Source organism: Rahnella victoriana (assembly GCF_004330295.1).
In the GTDB taxonomy this organism is placed as follows: domain Bacteria; phylum Pseudomonadota; class Gammaproteobacteria; order Enterobacterales; family Enterobacteriaceae; genus Rahnella; species Rahnella victoriana.
Genome location: NZ_SJOJ01000005.1, coordinates 16,947 through 33,764, shown reverse-complemented (window position 1 = coordinate 33,764; position 16,818 = coordinate 16,947). Strand labels below are relative to the sequence as shown.

The following is a 16,818-nucleotide window of genomic DNA, read 5'->3' as shown; positions in this document are numbered from 1 at the left end:
CGGGGTTTACAGCCCCACCGTCTCCTTTAAGGATTTCAGATAGCGACGGCTGACCGGCACCACCTGACCATCGCGCAATAACAGTTCCGCCTGATTCTTATCCTCCAGGCGGATTTCCTGCAAATAATCCATGTTTACCAGATACTGCCGGTGACAACGTAACAATGGCGTGCGCACTTCCAGCGTGCGTAAGGTCAGTTCGGTGAAGGTTTCTTTGCCATCCTGCCGCGTCACATACACCCCGCCCACCCGGCTGCTGACAAAGGCCACATCCTCCATCTGCAACAGCCAGATACGGTTGCTGCTGATGCACGGAATAAACTTCAGCGGCTGCTGGTATTGCGGCAACTGCGTGACATCCTGGCCCTGATAACCCTGACGCAGACGACCCAGCGTTTTTTGCAGCCGCGCCGTCTGGATCGGCTTGAGCAGATAGTCAAACGCGCACTGCTCGAACGCCTGCACGGCATATTCCTCAAAGGCGGTCAGAAAAACGATATGCGGGCGGTGCTGCTGATCGAGCATACCGACCATTTCCAGCCCGCTGATGCGCGGCATCTGGATATCCAGAAACACAATGTCCGGGCGGATTTTGTGGATCATACCGATGGCTTCAATGGCGTTGGTACATTCGCCGACAATCTCGATGTCGCTTTCATCCTGTAGCTGTAAACGTAAGTTCTCCAGCGCCAGCGGCTCATCATCAACAATCAGAACTCTTAACATGTCGCTCCCTCAACCGGCAGACGTAACGTCACGCGGGTAAAATCATCAGGTTTACAGCTGACGGTAATGCCGAAATCGTCGCCAAAGCGCGCCCGCAGACGCTTATCGACCAGACTCATGCCTAATCCGTCGCCGCTTTCTTCCGGCTGATACAGCCCGGCATTATCTTCCACTTCGACGATCACCCGCGGCCCTTCACGGTAAGCACGAATAATAATATTGCCGTTACTCAGCAACTGCGAAGTGCCGTGTTTAATGGCATTTTCCACCAGCGGTTGCAGGGTAAAAGCGGGAAGTTTGTGAAAAGAGAATTCATCCGGCACCTGTAAATCCACGTTGAGCCGGGACGAAAACCGGGCCAGTTCGATTTGCAGATAGGCATTCACATGCTCCAGCTCATCGGCCAGGGTGACGATTTCAGAGGAACGTTTGAGATTTTTGCGAAAGAAAGTCGACAGATACTGAACCAGTTGTCCGGCCTTATCGCTGTCGTGGCGGATCACCGCCATCAGGGTATTGAGGGCATTAAATAAGAAGTGCGGATTGACCTGCGCGTGCAGCAGTTTGATCTCCGACTGCGCCAGCAGGGCTTTTTGCTGCTCAAATTTCCCGGCGAGGATCTGCGCCGACAGCAACTGGGCAATCCCCTCGCCCAGCGTGCGGTTGATGGAACTGAACAGCCGGTTACGCACTTCGTACAACTTGATGGTGCCAATCACCCGCTGATTTTCGCCACGCAGCGGGATCACCAGCGTGGAACCCAGTTTGCAATTGGGATGCAACGAGCAGCGGTACGGCATCTCGTTGCCGTCGGCATACACCACTTCATCGTTCTCGATGGCGCGCCAGGTATACTCTGAGGCGATGGGTTTGCCTACCAGATGGTGATCGTCGCCGATACCGGTAAAGGCCAGCAATTTCTCGCGATCGGTGATCGCCACCGCGCCGATATCCAGCTCTTTCAGCAGCACCTGCGCCACCTTCATGCTGTTTTCTTCGTTAAAGCCGCGCCGCAAAATCCCTTCCGTCGAGGCCGCCACTTTCAGCGCCGTGGCTGAAAACGCCGAAGTATATTTTTCGAACATCGCCCGCTTATCCAGCAGAATGCGCATAAACATCGCGGCACCGAGCGTATTGGTGACCATCATCGGCGCGGCAATGTTGCTGACCAGATGGAGCGCATCGTTAAACGGACGGGCGATCAGCAGGATGATCACCATTTGCAGGATCTCAGCGACGAACGTCACCCCGGCCGCCACCAGCGGATTAAACACCTTATCGATGCGGCCGCGTTTGATCAAAATGCTGTGTATCAGACCGCCTAATAATCCCTCGGCGATGGTGGAAATCATGCAACTCAGCGCCGTCATGCCGCCCATCGAATACCGGTGGATGCCGCCGGTCAGACCGACCAGACCGCCGACCACCGGCCCGCCAAGCAACCCGCCCATCACCGCGCCGATGGCACGGGTATTGGCGATAGAATCCTCGATATGCAGGCCGAAATAGGTGCCCATGATGCAAAAAATAGAAAAGGTGATATAGCACAATAATTTATGCGGCAGGCGAACCGTGACCTGAACCAGCGGAATAAATAACCGCGTTTTACTCATCAGCCAGGCGATCACCAAAAACACGCACATCTGCTGTAACAACAGCAGAACCAGATTAAACTCGTACATTCCCAAAGTGTCCAAAATCCAACAAGCGGGCAATATAACGTGCTGAGATACTTTTTACCTTGACCCCGCCCGAAGAATCCGCGCCAGCCCGGGCCGTTTCTTACAAAACATTTTCTTTCCTTCGCCGTCAGCAAGATAGCAGCAACAACGCATTAGGACTTTTCTCTTCCCCTTACTCATGATTATACTGTATGCATGAACAGTATCTTATGGGTATCTAAAATGAACTCCTTACAGCGGTCGCACCACCATGTTTGCCCTCGTTGATGTGAACTCCTTTTACGCGAGTTGCGAAACCATATTCCGCCCGGATCTGCGCGGACGGCCGGTGATTGTCTTGTCGAATAACGACGGCTGCGTCATTGCCCGCAATGCCCTCGCCAAACAGGCACAAATCGAGATGGGGGCACCTTTTTTCAAAGTGCGTGACACCATCCGGCGTCATAACGTGGCGGTGTTTTCATCCAACTACGCGCTGTACGCCGACATGTCCAGCCGGGTAATGACTTCGCTGGAACTGCTGGCACCCGCAGTGGATATCTATTCCATCGACGAGGCGTTTCTGGATATCACGAATATCGATAACTGCATGTCGCTGGCGGCGTTCGGTAAGCAAGTGCAGGATAAGATCTGGAAGGAGAATCACCTGATGGTGGGTGTCGGCATTGCGCCCACCAAAACGCTGGCCAAACTGGCCAACTTTGCGGCGAAAAAGTGGAAAGGGACGCATGGCGTGGTCGATTTATCACGCACGGACCATCAGCGCATCCTGATGGGAAAAGTGGATGTCAGTGAAGTCTGGGGCGTCGGGCGGCGCATCAGCAAAAAACTCAACATGCTGGGGATCACCACCGCGCTGCAACTGGCTGACTGCCCTTCTGCCCTGATCCGCAAGCATTTCAGCGTGGTGCTGGAACGCACCGTGCGCGAACTGCGCGGCGAGTCGTGTCTGGCCTTTGAGGAGTCGGTGCCGACCAAACAGCAGATCATCTGCTCACGCTCTTTCGGCGAACGCATCACGGACTATCAGGACATGCGCGAAGCCATCTGCAACTACGCGGTGCGCGCCGCCGAGAAACTGCGCGCTGAGCATCAGTATTGCCGCTATGTGTCGGCGTTTGTGAAAACCAGTCCGCACGACGCCAACGTCCCCTATTACAGCCCTCATGCCGGGATCAAACTCATGACGCCGACGCAGGACAGCCGCGATATTCTCAGCGCCGCCGTGCGCTGCCTCGACCAGATCTGGCAACCCGGCTATCGCTATCAGAAAGGCGGCGTGATGCTGGGCGACTTTTTCAGTCAGGGCGTCGCCCAGCTCAATTTATTCGATGAATATCAGCCACGAAAAAACAGCGAACAACTGATGGCAACGCTGGATGAGATCCACAAAAAAGGCACCGGCAAAGTCTGGTTTGCCGGTCAGGGGATCCAGCGCGGCTGGGCGATGAAACGCGACATGCTGTCACCGGCGTATACGACGCGATTCAGTGAATTATTGAAAGTGAAATAGTTTTTTCACCATAAAAATGAAAAAGAAAGAAATGTGAGGAACCTATATTGTCTTTGTGACTGTGACGCCATACCCTTACAAAAGGATAGGAATAATAAAGGGAATTAATATGAGTCATGTTGAGGAAATTGCCACACGCATCGCAGATATCATTATCTCGCCTGACAGTGCTATCGGGTTCATTCACGGTGTACTTTCAGTTCCTGTGGACTTAGGATATTTAGCTTACGGTTATATTGATTCAGGATCCCGATACTCGAACCAAACCGAAACCATAAGAATAATTCAGGCTATTGATAACGGCATTCTTAATTATGATCGAATCATTGAAGCGATACAGACAGTATTTGAAAAATTTAACAAATACGCCTCAGAGAGCCAACAAAATAAAATATATAGTCGTGCTATTTTTTCACTCGCAGGACGTACAGCAGCCAATTCACTCATATCAGGTAAAATAGCAACGGCCATTTGCGGGCAGGCATCAGTATACATCGCATTCCGGGGTGGTTTGATTGGTAACATCCTGCTCGCCGGAGGTATGACAGAACTCTGTATCAGAACCTCGGAAAAGCTCAGTGTCGATGAACCCGAGGTGTATGAAGCTCTGAGGGTAAAAAATTATGACTTACTCTATTTTATGTTCGAACCGGCACTGAAGCCATTTGTTGATGCCCTGATTACACGTAGAAATCAGGGTGTCACTGCGTTCAAATCCATCCTCGATCTTGTTGAATCTAAAGTGAATGCTCATGTTTAAACTATCCCGATTAAAACGGAAAATTGTAGATAATATACTGGGCTTTACGGGAGCCTTGTTGGGAGGCGCTGCATTCTGGCTCTCTATGGCATGTATTTTCTATTTTGATAGCTGGCCGGAACGGATAATATCGATTCTTATCGTCGCCTTCGTTATTTATGTTTTAGCAAAATGGTTAAATAGATTTCACCCCCGCTAATTATTAGATCCATCATACTTAATTTATAAGGATGTAATATGTCAAACCCAGCATACCTATGGTTGGTCGATGAAAACGGCTCACCTGTTGTCGGCAATTCATTAGTTTCTGGCAGACTTGGCGCTATCGAACTTAGGTCAGTAAACCATAATGTGAACATTCCAACAGACCAACATACAGGCCGGCTAACGGGGACACGGGTTCACTCGCCGATAACGCTACAGAAGGAATTTGATAAAACGACACCCCTTTTATATCGTGCGTTATGCCAGGGTGCGACGTTTCAATCAGCAACAATAAAAATGTATCAAATTACTGAGGCCGGTAATGAAGTCGAGTATTTCAATATTATTTTAGAAAACGTGAAGGTCGTGGCGATTACACCTAATTTATACCCCGGCGGCCAGACAGGAACGCACTTCGAAAATCTTCAGCTACGTTACGAAAGCATCACATGGAAATGCTGTGACGGTAATATCCTCTACAAGGACACATGGAATAACCGCCCTGTGGCGTAATACCTATCCTCTGGGGCACCGGCGTATACGACGCGATTTGAGGAACTGGTGGCAGCAAAAGTTTAGGGTTATGGCCTGATATAAGGGACAGCATCCGCACTGATGCTGTCCGGCAATACCCGGTTTATTTGCCCGCTAAAAACGGCCTGATACCCGCCCATACCGCATCGAAATTGACGGTAAAAGCAGGATGTGGGGCATCAGGAATAATGGCGAGACGCGCATTGGGCAGCATTTTATAGGCAGCAATCACCGTATCCAGGGGCGCATTGATATCCTTTTCCCCTGCCATGACAAGCACTGGCGCATGAATAGCGTCAAAGAGTGGCTTGCCGACGGTGGTCTGATCGTATTGCTGATTAGCTTGTTTGAACCATTCTTTCATTTTATCGGGTTGCGGCCGTATTTGTGCTTGCTCTGCCCAGTACCGCGGATCGAGATCAATAACAGACTGCAAAGGAGCACTTCGATCTTTACGCCCGCCTTGCACAAAGCCCTTCTTCCATTCACCCGCACCTATCGCCACCAGTTTGTTAATCTGTCGCGGATAATCGGCTGCAAACTGATACCCCGTATAAGCACCATCACTAAAACCGATAACATCTGTTTTTGAAATATTTAAGGCAGAAAGCACCTCATGCAGATCTTTAGCCTTTTGTTGATAGTCTGGCATGACGGTGCCGATGTCCGATTTTCCGTGTCCACGGGTATTCACCATAATGACAAGATGATCGTTTTTAAGTTTGTCAGCAAACTCACCCATTTCTGCCATCGAACCCACGACTCCGCCGTGCAGAAGCACAACCGGTTCACCCGATCCATAAACTTCATAATAAATTTTAGCGTCACCCGACTGCACATAATGTCCGGCCCCGGCATTGTTGCCGTAAGGGGTGGCGCTCTGGTAGCTATCCGGTTGCTGTCCGAACCAATGCAAAGGTTGATTTGGCGGTATTTCGGCAGCATGTACGGTTATTGCCGACAGGCAAAGTGCGAAAAGACTGATGAATATTTTATTCATTAACATACCTATACGATTCAGGGCGTTAACGGGTAAATCCGTCAAAGGGGGTCATATACACGGCACCAAACGGATCTAACCGTTTGCGGATTTCATCATCGGGTTCGCCATAAACCGTCAGGCTGGTGATGGTAACTAACGAGAGAAAGGTTTCGGCAAAAGGTGCGAAGGTGTGATCAACATGGCTCACCAGATCTTCCTGACGGTAACGCTCGACGATGTGGGTCGTTTTCTGATCGTCACTCATGCTATAGACATAACTCAGCGTGCCGGGCTCTTTACGGGTGGCGTCCACCACGCGTGATACTAATTCTTTAAATGCAGGGAATTGTCCGTCACTGACGGCCAGGTTAAACACGCAGGTGATTTCATTTTTCATCATGATTTCCAAAGTCAGGGCAGCAGGAAAGCGGGCAAAGAGGAGCGGGAGACATTCCCTGCAGGAGGAACAGGCCGTTATGCGCGGAGCACAACGGCGGATATGATCAAGAAACGCCGGATGTCAGCTCGATTTTTTCAGTGTTTCAGAAAAAAGCTCACCTGAGATTGCCCAGTTGTCGGTGGTGACGTCGTTGAAAATGACATAGACATATTGGGGATCGACGTTGGCGTGAGTAGCGATAGCGTCGGTCACCGCTTTAGCGATAGCAGGTTTAGCCTCATCACGGCCTTCAAACATCTGGATATTGACTACAGGCATGGCAGAACTCCTTCAGAAATGGATAAAAGGTCAGTCAGGCTGACGTTGAAGAAATCCTACGCGGATAGCTTAGGTGGATAAACAGGCTAAAAGAGGACAGAGTGTAGAACTGGAGTCTACAATCATTCGAAGGCTTTCTGCGCGGCTAACGCAATTAACTCATCAATAATAAAGCGAACGCCGGGCAGCAAATGCCGGGCGCGCGGCCATATCACATTGAGTTCGGTGGGCGCGGGATTGCAGGTGCTCAGCAGCGGCACTAACCTGCCATTCTGAATATGCGGGCGCAGTAACGCTTCGGGAAACTGAATTAAACCGGCTCCGGCAATGCAGGCATCAATCATTGCATCGCCATCACTGATTTGATGAAAAGGCACGGGTTTAAGCCTGATCTCCTTCCCGCCCTCATCACGGATCCGCCAGCTAAGCGGCGCTCCACCACGCCAGGCCAGAATGCAGCGGTGATGTGCCAGATCGGACAGCGTGTCAGGGGTGCCGTAAGTCGAGATATAGTCAGGAGAGGCGCAAATAATCAGATGCTGATCGTTGAGTTTACGGGCGATGAGATCGGTGGTGTCTTTCACCGGACCAAAACGGATAGCGAGGTCGAAACCCATATCCAGCGGGTCAATAATGCGGTCGTTAAAGGTGATGGTCAGTTTCAGATGAGGATAGCGTTTTGTCATGTCCATCAGCACCGGCATCATCACCGAACGACCAAAGGCCGCAGGCAGATCGATCCTCACGGTGCCGGTGGGTTCAGTCAGTTTTGAACGCAGCGCCAGCTCTGCCATTTGCAGGGTTTCAAGCGCACTCTGACAACTGACCAGATAGGCTTCGCCCTCGGTCGTCAGGCTGATTTTACGGGTGGTGCGATGAAAGAGCGTGATGCCGAGGTTATGCTCAAGCCGCTGAATACTTTTGCCGATGGCCGATTTCGACACGCCCAGTTGCTCAGCGGCTTCGGTAAAACTGCCTGAGTTTGCCGCCGTCACAAAATGGACGATGTTGCTAAAAGATTCGGTAGAAATCACGGTTGACATCACAGGCGCCTGAATGAAAATCAAGAGGATACTTTAACGTATAGTCTTAACGTAAAATTGCCGACAACGGCAGCCCCCACAAGCTGCCCCCGCCCTTACTTCTTCTTATCAAACATCGATTTCAAATCAGCAAAAGGATTGTACGTCGCCGCCTCAACATCGTTTTGCGCGTCCTCGCCTGCCACCACGCGGGTGCCGTACTGGTCAGCTTCGGTGTATTTCGAGTGTTCGTGGTCGTGGCAATACAGACACAACAGTTCCCAGTTACTGCCGTCTTCCGGGTTGTTGGTGTGGTCGTGATCGATATGGTGAACCGTTAACTCCCGCAGGTTTGAATACACAAATTCCCGCGTGCAGCGTCCGCAGACCCACGGATAGATTTTAAGGGCCTTCTCGCGGTAGCCGCTTTCCAGCCGCGCATAGTTTTTTGGGATCAGAGCCATTGCCGATGTTACCTGTGATAGAGAGATCGTTTAACGAAAGTGCGCCTAATATATCTCATAAGGGAACAGAAGGAGAAATGGCAAAGCAGGAAGTGAATGCAGGAAACTCCCTGTGGCGGGGATGCCACAGGGAGAGACAGATTACGGTGTGACGATATTGAACCAGAACTCAAACTTATCCATGTATCCCAGCATCTCGTCCAGTTTGGCACCGTTGCCGGTCACCTTCACATCCCCTTTATCTTCAGCCTGTTTCAGAGTCTCTTCCTTCAGGATGATTTTATTCAGGGTGTCGCGGTTCAGCACAATGGTGGCATCGGCGTCTTTCGCTTCGGCATTCGCCGTATGGTTCAGCACGCCATTTTCCAGCTCCAGCTTGTACTTGCCGCCGTCACTGCCCAGATCGACGTTAAATACCGCCTTCGCATTCGCCGCTTTCTCGCCGTTGATATGCACGCCGAGGTAGTCGAAGAACATCTCCGGCGACATCGCTTTAACCGTATCCGGGCTGGCCGTGTTCGGCGTTGGCAGTTTTTGCACGCCGTTACGCAGTTCCTGCGCGCCGGTCAGATAGAAGTTACGCCACGGACCAGACTCCGCCTGATAGCCTAACTGCTCCAGCGCATCCGCCTCGAGGTGACGTGCCGCCTCGTTATTCGGATCGGCAAAGACCACTTTGCTGACCACCTGCGCCACCCAGCGGTAATTCCCCTGATCAAAGTCCTCTTTGGCTTTTTTCAGGATATTGTCCGCTCCGCCCATGTAATCGACGAATTTCTTCGCGGCTTCTTCCGGTGGCAGTTCATCCAGTGTGGCCGGGTTGCCGTCAAACCAGCCGAGATACAGCACATAGGTGGCTTTGACGTCGTGACTGACAGAGCCGTAATAGCCGCGGCTGGCCCAGGTTTTGGCTAAGCCATCCGGCAGTTTGAAGTTCGCCGCAATTTCATCACGGGTCAGGCCGGTATTGGCCAGACGCAGGGTCTGGTCGTTGATGTAGCGGTACATATCGCGCTGGCTTTTCATCAGCTTAACGACGTTATCGTTACCCCAGGTTGGCCAGTGGTGCTGCGCCATAATAATTTCCGCTTTATCGCCCCAGCGGTTGATCGCATCGTTTATGTATTTTGACCACGCCAGCGGATCACGAATTTTTGCCCCGCGCAGCGAGTAGGTGTTATGCAGCGTATGAGTAATATCCTCTGCCGCTTCGATCATTTTTTTCTCTTCGACATACCACAGCATCTCGGAAGGCGCTTCCGAACCCGGCGCCATCATGAAATCGTAGGTCAGCCCGTCGATGGTCTCTTTCTGGCCGGTTTTGGTGATGTAGTTGGTCGGCGCGATCAGCGTGACGGTCCCGGCAGAGGTGGTTGTCCCCAGCCCGGCACCGACCTGTCCTTTCGCATCGGGTTGCAGCAGGTTGCCGTACATATAACTGGCGCGGCGGCTCATGACGTTACCGGCCATGATGTTTTCGGACACCGCTTCATCCATAAATCCGGCCGGGGCATAAATTTTCACCTTGCCGGATTTCACATCCGCTTCGTCAACCACGCCGCGCACGCCACCGTAGTGGTCAACGTGGCTGTGGGTATAAATCACCGCGACCACCGGTTTTTTGCCACGATTTTTATAGTATAAATCCATGCCCACTTTTGCCGTTTCTGCCGACACTAAGGGGTCAACCACCGTAATCCCTTCTTTCCCTTCAATAATGGTCATATTGGAAAGATCGAGGTTGCGGATCTGGTACACGCCGTCGGTCACTTCAAACAGACCGCTGATATTGATTAACTGAGATTGTCGCCAGAGGCTGGGATTCACGCTGTCCGGCGCTTTATCGCCTTCCTTGATAAAGGCATATTTCTGCGGATCCCAGACCACATTGCCCTGCTCCCCTTTGATCACATCAGCCGGGATTGCCGCAATGAATCCTTTATGGGCATTGGTAAAATCGGTGTTGTCAGAGAACGGAAGCTGATTATAAAGCGCGTCATTGGCTTGTTTGGTGGCTGCCGTGGCGTCCTTCGGGGCAACCTGTGCATAGAGCGGTGTGAGCGTTGTGGATGAAAGCAGCCCTGCCAGAGCAAGACTTTTGACTATCAATTTAAGTTTCATTCCTTATCCTCAAAAAGTAATCATTCCCTGTTGGGAATCGGGTCATTAATCCGCCGCTCTGCCTCACACGGGGTACAGCGCCGCCGGATTAATTTTTATGACTCTTAAAAAAGATAATAGAGATGTTACATATCGCAACTTATCCACATAAAAATTTTAAGATTTATCTTTTTGCGATATTTATTACAGCCTGTGCGGCGGAAAGGATAACCCCTGCCATTCATAACGGAAATCGGGCTAAAATGGATGCATCTATGAACGGCTTTCATAAGTGCTGTTTACGCTGTTACCGTCAATTTAAGGAAAGCCTCCGTGCTGAAAGAGAACTTCAATGAGCTGCAAATTTTCCTCGTCGTGGCGAGAGAGCGAAGTTTTACCCGGGCGGCGGGAAAGCTGGGTGTTTCTCAGTCGGCGCTCAGCCACGCGGTAAGGGCTCTGGAAGAACGTTTAAACCTGCGCCTGCTGACCCGCACCACCCGAAGCGTGGCACCGACCGAAGCCGGTGAGAAAATTATCGCCTGCCTGGAACCCCGTCTGGCGGATCTGGAGCAGGAACTGCAAGCGGTGATCCAGCTGAACGGGTCGGCCTCCGGCAATATCAAACTGTCTGCGGGCGAACACTCGGCGCGCTGCCTGCTGTGGCCCAAACTGAAACCGTTTTTAAAGCAATACCCGGAAATCAGCATTGAGCTGGTGGTGGATAATGGATTTGTGAATATCGTGGATGGCCGTTTTGATGCCGGTGTGCGCCTTGGCGAAAGTATCGATAAAGACATGGTGGCGGTCAGGATCGGGCCGGATATGCGCATGGCGATTGTCGGCGCGCCGGCGTATTTTGCGCAACAGGGTATCCCGCAGACGCCGCATGAACTGCAACATCACCGCTGCATCAATATGCGTTTGCCGACCGCCGGGGGCGTCTATCACTGGGAGTTTGAAAAGGACAACAAACCGCTGAAGGTCAGGGTGGAAGGGCAACTGACCTTTAACCTGCTGTCCGAACGAATCGATGCGGCGCTGTCCGGTTTTGGTATTGCCTGTGTGCCGGAAGACACGATTGTGGATCAGGTAAAATCCGGCGAACTGGTGCAGGTCTTGCAGGAATGGTGCCCTGAATTTCCCGGCTATTATCTGTATTACCCGAGCCGGAAACAGCATCCGCCCGCCTTCGCGCTGATGATTGATACCCTGCGTTATTCCGGTTAAGCGCCGGAGAAGCGCTGAAGACAAAACGGCGACACGTTTTACTGTGTCGCCGTTTTCGTTTACGCCAGCCGGGCGGGAATGCGGCGAAGAGCAGACGGCGTCAGCGAATATCCGCGCCGTTGGTGCTGATCACCTTCTGATACCAGTGGAAAGATTTCTTTTTGTAGCGGTTGCCGGTGCCGGAAATGTTGTCATCGAGATCGACATAAATCAGGCCGTAGCGTTTGCTCATTTCGCCGGTGGACATACTCACCAGATCGATACAGCCCCACGGGGTGTAACCCATCAGCTCGACGCCGTCTTCAATGGCTTCGGCCATCGCCTCAATATGCTGACGCAGATAGTTGATGCGGTAATCGTCGGCGATAAAGTGGTTTTCATCCGGTTTATCCACCGCGCCCAGACCGTTTTCCACGATGAACAGCGGCTTCTGATAACGGTCGTACAGCTGGTTGAGGGCGATACGCAGCCCCACCGGATCGATTTCCCATCCCCAGTCGCTGGCCTCAAGGAACGGGTTTCGTGCGCCGCCCAGCAGATTACCCTGCGCGGAGACGGCATCCGGATTGGTTTTATTGATGGTCGATGACATGTAATAACTGAAACCGATGTAATCCACCGTATGCTGTTTAATCAGCTCCAGATCGCCCGGCTGAATATCCAGTTCGACGCCCTGCGACTGCCACAGACGTTTCGCGTAGTACGGATATTTGCCGCCCGCCTGCACGTCGGCGCAGTAGAAGTTAAACGCCTGCGTCTCTTTCAGGGTTTCGAGCTGGTTCACCGGATTGCAGTCGTAGGCATAATTTGTCGCAAACAGGATCATGCAGCCGATCTGAATTTCTGCACGCGTTTCGTGGGCGATTTTCACCGCCAGACTGCTGGCGACAAACTGGTTATGCCACGCCTGATATTTGGCCTGCGCCTCCAGCGCGCCGGTTTTCACCGTCAGCCCCTGACTCATGATCGGGAAATGCGCCGCGCTGTTGATCTCGTTAAAGGTCATCCAGTATTTCACTTTATGACCAAAGCGGGTCAGCACCGTGCGGGCAAAGCGTTCGAAGTGGCCGATCAGTTCGCGGTTTTTCCAGCCGCCAAACGCCGTCGCCAGATGCAGCGGCATTTCATAGTGGGAAATCGTGATCACCGGCTCAATGCCATGGGCGATACAGGCGTCGATCACCGCGTCATAATGTTTCAGCCCCGCTTCGTTCGGCTGCTGTTCAATACCGTTCGGGTAGATGCGCGTCCAGGCGATAGAAAAGCGGTAACACCTGAACCCCATCTCGGCAAACAGGGCGATATCTTCCTGAAAACGGTGATAGTGATCGATGCCCTTGTGGTTCGGATAGGTGTACTTTTCGCTATCCAGCGTGAAATCGAATTCCGGCGAGGAAACAATACTTAAGCGCGCCTTGCCGCCGGGAATGGCATCCACAATCGACAAGCCTTTGCCATCCTGATCGTAAGCGCCTTCAACCTGATTCGCCGCCGTCGCCCCGCCCCACATAAAACCTTGCGGAAATTTCGCTTTCATCACCACTCTCCTTGAAAAAATCCATTAACTTATTGATTCAATGAACTGATAATACAACTCATATAATTGACGGCTATATTTATTTCTTAACTTTACGTCTGAATACAATACGTTGATGACATCCGTGCATCCGATGAGGAGCGTTGCGTTATGCCACAAATATCGTTGATCTACCCTCTCCATGAACATTCTGAGGCCTGTCTGTGTCACAGCCCCGCGTTCAGACGTATCAATACCGTGCTGACAGAGGAAGCGGCAAAAGCCCCGCCGATCACCGCCGCGACGGTTTCCGCTGCCCTGTCCGACGCCAGTTCGCCACACGACGAAAACCCGGCTCCGTCTGCGCCGCTGAAAGCCTTTATCAACGTGCGTATTTTTGACGGGATGTCCGATGCCCTGCGCGAAGGGCTACAGGTCATTGTCGAAGGCAATAAAATCAACGCCGTTGAGCCTGCGGGGACGCCGCTGCCCGCCGGAATTGACGTCATTGACGGGGCGGGCGGCGTGCTGATGCCGGGGCTGATTGATGCCCACTGGCACGCCATCATGGCCCGCCCGTCGATGATGACCGCCATGACCGCTGACTTCAGTTATATCCAGGCGCTGGCGATTGCAGAGGCCAAGGCGACGGTGCTGCGCGGCTTTACCACCGTGCGGGATATGGGCGGGCCGGTTTTTGGTCTGAAACGGGCGATTGACGAACGCATCACCGCCGGACCGCGCATCTATCCTTCCGGCGCCTTTATCTCGCAAACCGGCGGGCACGGCGATTTTCGCCTGCTGCATGAAGTGCCGCGTGCGCCGGGAGACAGCCTGAGTTATATCGAACGGGTGGGCATTACGGCGATTGCCGACGGTGCCGATCAGGTGCTGCTGCGCGCGCGGGAACAGCTTATGCGCGGCGCATCGCAGGTGAAATTTATGGCGGGCGGCGGCGTGGCGTCCCTGTATGACGGCATTGATGTCACCGAAGGATCGGTGGCGGAGATTCAGGCCGCCGTCACCGCGGCTGAAAACTGGGGAACGTACGTCACGGTGCATGCGTATACCGCGCGGGCGGTGACTATGGCGATAAAAGGCGGCGTGAAGTGCATTGAACACGGTCAGCTGGTGGATGAGGAAACCGTGCAGCAGATGGCGAAACAGCACATCTGGTGGTGTCTGCAACCTTTCCTGAACGATGAAGATGCCGTGCCGATGGCCACTCCGGCGTCACGCGCCAAGCAGCGGGTGATGTCGGCAGGCACTGACACGGCCTATCAACTGGCAAAAAAATATCAGATCGACACCGCCTGGGGCACGGACACCTTGTTTGACGCCCGGCTCGCCACCCGTCAGGGCGCGCAGTTAGCCAAACTGAAACGCTGGTATACGCCGCCGGAAATTCTGAAAATGGCCACCAGTGTGAATGCCCAATTATGCGCCCTGTCCGGCCCGCGCAATCCTTATCCGGGGAAAATTGGCGTCATAGAAGCCGGGGCGTATGCCGATATGATTGTGGTGGCAGGCGATCCGCTGACGGATATCGATCTGATTGCGCAGCCGGAAGAGGCGTTTCGCGTGATCGTCAAAGACGGGGAGATCCTCAAAAATACGCTGTAAAAACATCGCCGTGATGCCCTGCGGTACGGGGCATCACGGCGGAGAATCACACCCAGATACGGTAATTATGCACGTTACCGGCGGCTTCCCGCAGGGCGTTTTGCACCTCTTCCGTCAGTTCCCGTTGCGGGAAATAACAGTACGGCGGACGCAGAACAGACGTGTGGTTGAAACCGCAGCCGTTAAAATCCCCCCGTGTACAGTTGAACACTGACTCCGCGTCATGCAGATATTCGCCGCCAAAGCCTTTATATAATTTGCAGTGATCGGTCAGCCCTTTCACATTAAACACATTCAGCTCCGACAGCGTGCGGGAGTCTTTACCGATACCAAAGCTGTACTGGTATTTGTAAATCGGATCCGCGACATCATTGTCGAACAGGTTGTTATAAAGATGAATGTCGCCAAACCGCACGCGCGGCGTGCGCTGCACGATGCGGTGAAAGACATTGTCATGGAAGGTGACGCGCAATTTGCCGCTGTCTTCCGCGTCATTGCCGTCGCTGTGGCCAATCAGGATTGTTTTATCATGCAGCGTAAAGAAGCAACGCGAGACGGTGATGTAATCCGACGCCCGCTTGATGTCTAACGCGCCATCATGCTGCACGTATTTCCAGCCATCGACAATTTTGTACATGTCCATGGTGAAACGCCCGTCACTGAAGGCCACATTACTGACCCAGACATGATGGGCGCGGATAATGCTCAGCCCGTCCCATTCGGCGTTCCAGCCGTCACCCTCTTCAAACTGCGGGTCGACATCCACCGGATTTTCGATAAACAGGTTGTGGATAATGACATTGTGGACATCCTGAACGATCAGCGCGCTTTCGATAAACTTCGCATTCTGATCGATACCTATCAGCGTGGTATTGCTGCTGATGAATATCCGTCCCCGCCGCGACTGATCCTGCCGGTTGAGATAAGGCGAACCGCCGCTGGCGTCAATCACACCGCCAACCCAGATGCATTTGTGATGGTCGCCGGACTCGTTGAGCGCCTCCCGCAGTTCTTCGATATTGGTCACGTAATAACTGAGGACGGGCCTTTCGCCCCCGCCGGTCGTGCCGCCCGTTTCAGAGGCCCAGCCGGAAGGGGTGTCAGACCAGGGTTCATGCGGTGGAATATGATGTATTGATTTCATCGGGACAACTCCTTTTTATGGAAATAAAAATGAGGGTGACCACTGCTTTTCATCCTGACGCTTTTCATTCATCTGTCTTTCAATCCGAAAAAGCGTCAGGCTATTGCTCTGTGCCTGGCAATATTTTTGTATAACGCAATACGATTTCCGACCTGTAATTTATTAATCAGACGGGTGCGGTGGGCATAAAATGTTTTGATATTCATGCCCAGCCTTTCGCCTATCTCATGGGTACTCAGCCCGTTCTGCATACCGAGTAACACTTCCTTTTCCCGGCCGGATAAAGGATGCCTGACCCGGTAATTAAACCGCGCATTATCCACCAGCAGACAGGACAGCACTTCTTTTACCGGCGTACGCCGGTCAATAAACGTCACATTCTCCAGATGGCAGTGCGTGTAATAATCGAGATCACTGGATATAAAGGCAAAAACTTTTCTGTCCTGGAATAAACAGGGGCTGGCCTGCAAATGATTTGTCGTCTCCACATCCACGATATAATAATTTTCATCAATCAGCTCGCGTGACAACAGCGCACTCAGGCCGAGGATGAAAAAATAATCGTCAGAAATTACGGAGTTTGATAAATCCATATAACTTCCC

General features: G+C 52.4%; 16 protein-coding genes. 5 read left to right on the top strand and 11 right to left on the bottom strand.

Annotated elements, in window-relative coordinates; all coding sequences use genetic code 11:
• Positions 1 to 6: 6 nt before the first annotated feature.
• Together btsR and EYY67_RS05690 are read right to left on the bottom strand one after the other, a co-directional pair.
• On the bottom strand, positions 7 to 726 hold the full coding sequence (gene btsR, locus EYY67_RS05695) for a two-component system response regulator BtsR (RefSeq protein ID WP_095925635.1): 720 nt from the start codon (positions 724 to 726) through the stop codon (positions 7 to 9).
• Positions 720 to 2,408 carry a sensor histidine kinase gene (locus EYY67_RS05690; protein ID WP_131693026.1) on the bottom strand — a complete coding sequence of 563 codons (1,689 nt, stop codon included), beginning with the start codon at positions 2,406 to 2,408 and terminating at the stop codon, positions 720 to 722. Before EYY67_RS05690 ends, btsR begins: the two co-directional genes overlap by 7 nt.
• 250 nt (positions 2,409 to 2,658) lie before the next feature.
• Between EYY67_RS05690 and umuC the strand changes: the two genes are divergently transcribed.
• The 3 genes from umuC to EYY67_RS05675 all read left to right on the top strand — a co-directional run bounded on the left by umuC (position 2,659) and on the right by EYY67_RS05675 (position 5,398).
• Entirely contained in the window at positions 2,659 to 3,921 is a 1,263-nt protein-coding gene (umuC, locus tag EYY67_RS05685) for a translesion error-prone DNA polymerase V subunit UmuC (protein ID WP_095925633.1), read from the top strand.
• Between the two features lie 109 nt (positions 3,922 to 4,030).
• On the top strand, positions 4,031 to 4,681 hold the full coding sequence (locus tag EYY67_RS05680; protein ID WP_131693025.1) for a hypothetical protein: 651 nt from the start codon (positions 4,031 to 4,033) through the stop codon (positions 4,679 to 4,681).
• 237 nt (positions 4,682 to 4,918) lie between these two features.
• Positions 4,919 to 5,398, top strand: a complete 480-nt coding sequence (locus tag EYY67_RS05675; protein ID WP_095925631.1) for an Hcp family type VI secretion system effector — start codon at positions 4,919 to 4,921, stop codon at positions 5,396 to 5,398.
• A gap of 124 nt (positions 5,399 to 5,522) precedes the next feature.
• Here EYY67_RS05675 and EYY67_RS05670 read toward each other — a convergent pair whose 3' ends face one another.
• The 6 genes from EYY67_RS05670 to EYY67_RS05645 all read right to left on the bottom strand — a co-directional run bounded on the left by EYY67_RS05670 (position 5,523) and on the right by EYY67_RS05645 (position 10,726).
• Entirely contained in the window at positions 5,523 to 6,419 is an 897-nt protein-coding gene (locus EYY67_RS05670; protein WP_131693024.1) for an alpha/beta fold hydrolase, read from the bottom strand.
• A 25-nt stretch (positions 6,420 to 6,444) separates the two neighbouring features.
• The gene (locus tag EYY67_RS05665) at positions 6,445 to 6,801 is read right to left on the bottom strand and encodes a putative quinol monooxygenase (protein ID WP_242675578.1); all 357 of its coding nucleotides are present in this window, start codon (positions 6,799 to 6,801) and stop codon (positions 6,445 to 6,447) included.
• A gap of 120 nt (positions 6,802 to 6,921) precedes the next feature.
• Entirely contained in the window at positions 6,922 to 7,119 is a 198-nt protein-coding gene (locus tag EYY67_RS05660) for a tautomerase family protein (protein ID WP_037035512.1), read from the bottom strand.
• Positions 7,120 to 7,241: 122 nt separating this feature from the next.
• Entirely contained in the window at positions 7,242 to 8,162 is a 921-nt protein-coding gene (locus EYY67_RS05655) for a LysR family transcriptional regulator (protein ID WP_095925629.1), read from the bottom strand.
• 95 nt (positions 8,163 to 8,257) lie between these two features.
• Positions 8,258 to 8,605: an HNH nuclease YajD gene (yajD, locus tag EYY67_RS05650; RefSeq protein WP_095925628.1), complete on the bottom strand. Its 348-nt coding sequence runs from the start codon at positions 8,603 to 8,605 to the stop codon at positions 8,258 to 8,260.
• 141 nt (positions 8,606 to 8,746) lie between these two features.
• The gene (locus EYY67_RS05645; RefSeq protein ID WP_131693023.1) at positions 8,747 to 10,726 is read right to left on the bottom strand and encodes an alkyl/aryl-sulfatase; all 1,980 of its coding nucleotides are present in this window, start codon (positions 10,724 to 10,726) and stop codon (positions 8,747 to 8,749) included.
• Positions 10,727 to 11,038: 312 nt separating this feature from the next.
• On the opposite strand from EYY67_RS05645, the gene EYY67_RS05640 reads away from it, so the two are divergent.
• Positions 11,039 to 11,932: a LysR family transcriptional regulator gene (locus EYY67_RS05640; RefSeq protein WP_131693022.1), complete on the top strand. Its 894-nt coding sequence runs from the start codon at positions 11,039 to 11,041 to the stop codon at positions 11,930 to 11,932.
• Positions 11,933 to 12,032: 100 nt separating this feature from the next.
• Here the strand turns inward: EYY67_RS05640 and EYY67_RS05635 are convergent, their stop codons facing one another.
• Positions 12,033 to 13,469, bottom strand: a complete 1,437-nt coding sequence (locus EYY67_RS05635) for a glycoside hydrolase family 1 protein (protein WP_131693021.1) — start codon at positions 13,467 to 13,469, stop codon at positions 12,033 to 12,035.
• A 150-nt stretch (positions 13,470 to 13,619) separates the two neighbouring features.
• Between EYY67_RS05635 and EYY67_RS05630 the strand changes: the two genes are divergently transcribed.
• Positions 13,620 to 15,071, top strand: coding sequence for a metal-dependent hydrolase family protein (locus tag EYY67_RS05630; protein WP_095925625.1), 1,452 nt, complete (start codon positions 13,620 to 13,622; stop codon positions 15,069 to 15,071).
• Between the two features lie 46 nt (positions 15,072 to 15,117).
• Here the strand turns inward: EYY67_RS05630 and EYY67_RS05625 are convergent, their stop codons facing one another.
• Together EYY67_RS05625 and EYY67_RS05620 are read right to left on the bottom strand one after the other, a co-directional pair.
• A complete protein-coding gene (locus tag EYY67_RS05625) occupies positions 15,118 to 16,215 on the bottom strand; it encodes a pectate lyase family protein (RefSeq protein WP_131693020.1) in 1,098 nt (365 codons plus the stop codon).
• 95 nt (positions 16,216 to 16,310) lie between these two features.
• On the bottom strand, positions 16,311 to 16,808 hold the full coding sequence (locus EYY67_RS05620; RefSeq protein WP_131693019.1) for a helix-turn-helix domain-containing protein: 498 nt from the start codon (positions 16,806 to 16,808) through the stop codon (positions 16,311 to 16,313).
• Positions 16,809 to 16,818 lie beyond the last annotated feature (10 nt).

What these genes read in the sequence shown, in the direction of transcription:
- umuC (WP_095925633.1), top strand. Translation starts at nt 2,659, where the DNA reads ATGTTTGCCCTCGTTGATGTGAACTCCTTTTACGCGAGTTGCGAAACC.
- EYY67_RS05665 (WP_242675578.1), bottom strand. Translation starts at nt 6,801, where the DNA reads ATGATGAAAAATGAAATCACCTGCGTGTTTAACCTGGCCGTCAGTGAC.
- EYY67_RS05690 (WP_131693026.1), bottom strand. Translation starts at nt 2,408, where the DNA reads ATGTACGAGTTTAATCTGGTTCTGCTGTTGTTACAGCAGATGTGCGTG.
- EYY67_RS05670 (WP_131693024.1), bottom strand. Translation starts at nt 6,419, where the DNA reads ATGAATAAAATATTCATCAGTCTTTTCGCACTTTGCCTGTCGGCAATA.
- yajD (WP_095925628.1), bottom strand. Translation starts at nt 8,605, where the DNA reads ATGGCTCTGATCCCAAAAAACTATGCGCGGCTGGAAAGCGGCTACCGC.
- EYY67_RS05635 (WP_131693021.1), bottom strand. Translation starts at nt 13,469, where the DNA reads ATGAAAGCGAAATTTCCGCAAGGTTTTATGTGGGGCGGGGCGACGGCG.
- EYY67_RS05625 (WP_131693020.1), bottom strand. Translation starts at nt 16,215, where the DNA reads ATGAAATCAATACATCATATTCCACCGCATGAACCCTGGTCTGACACC.
- EYY67_RS05645 (WP_131693023.1), bottom strand. Translation starts at nt 10,726, where the DNA reads ATGAAACTTAAATTGATAGTCAAAAGTCTTGCTCTGGCAGGGCTGCTT.
- EYY67_RS05675 (WP_095925631.1), top strand. Translation starts at nt 4,919, where the DNA reads ATGTCAAACCCAGCATACCTATGGTTGGTCGATGAAAACGGCTCACCT.
- EYY67_RS05655 (WP_095925629.1), bottom strand. Translation starts at nt 8,162, where the DNA reads ATGTCAACCGTGATTTCTACCGAATCTTTTAGCAACATCGTCCATTTT.
- EYY67_RS05630 (WP_095925625.1), top strand. Translation starts at nt 13,620, where the DNA reads ATGCCACAAATATCGTTGATCTACCCTCTCCATGAACATTCTGAGGCC.
- btsR (WP_095925635.1), bottom strand. Translation starts at nt 726, where the DNA reads ATGTTAAGAGTTCTGATTGTTGATGATGAGCCGCTGGCGCTGGAGAAC.
- EYY67_RS05620 (WP_131693019.1), bottom strand. Translation starts at nt 16,808, where the DNA reads ATGGATTTATCAAACTCCGTAATTTCTGACGATTATTTTTTCATCCTC.
- EYY67_RS05660 (WP_037035512.1), bottom strand. Translation starts at nt 7,119, where the DNA reads ATGCCTGTAGTCAATATCCAGATGTTTGAAGGCCGTGATGAGGCTAAA.
- EYY67_RS05680 (WP_131693025.1), top strand. Translation starts at nt 4,031, where the DNA reads ATGAGTCATGTTGAGGAAATTGCCACACGCATCGCAGATATCATTATC.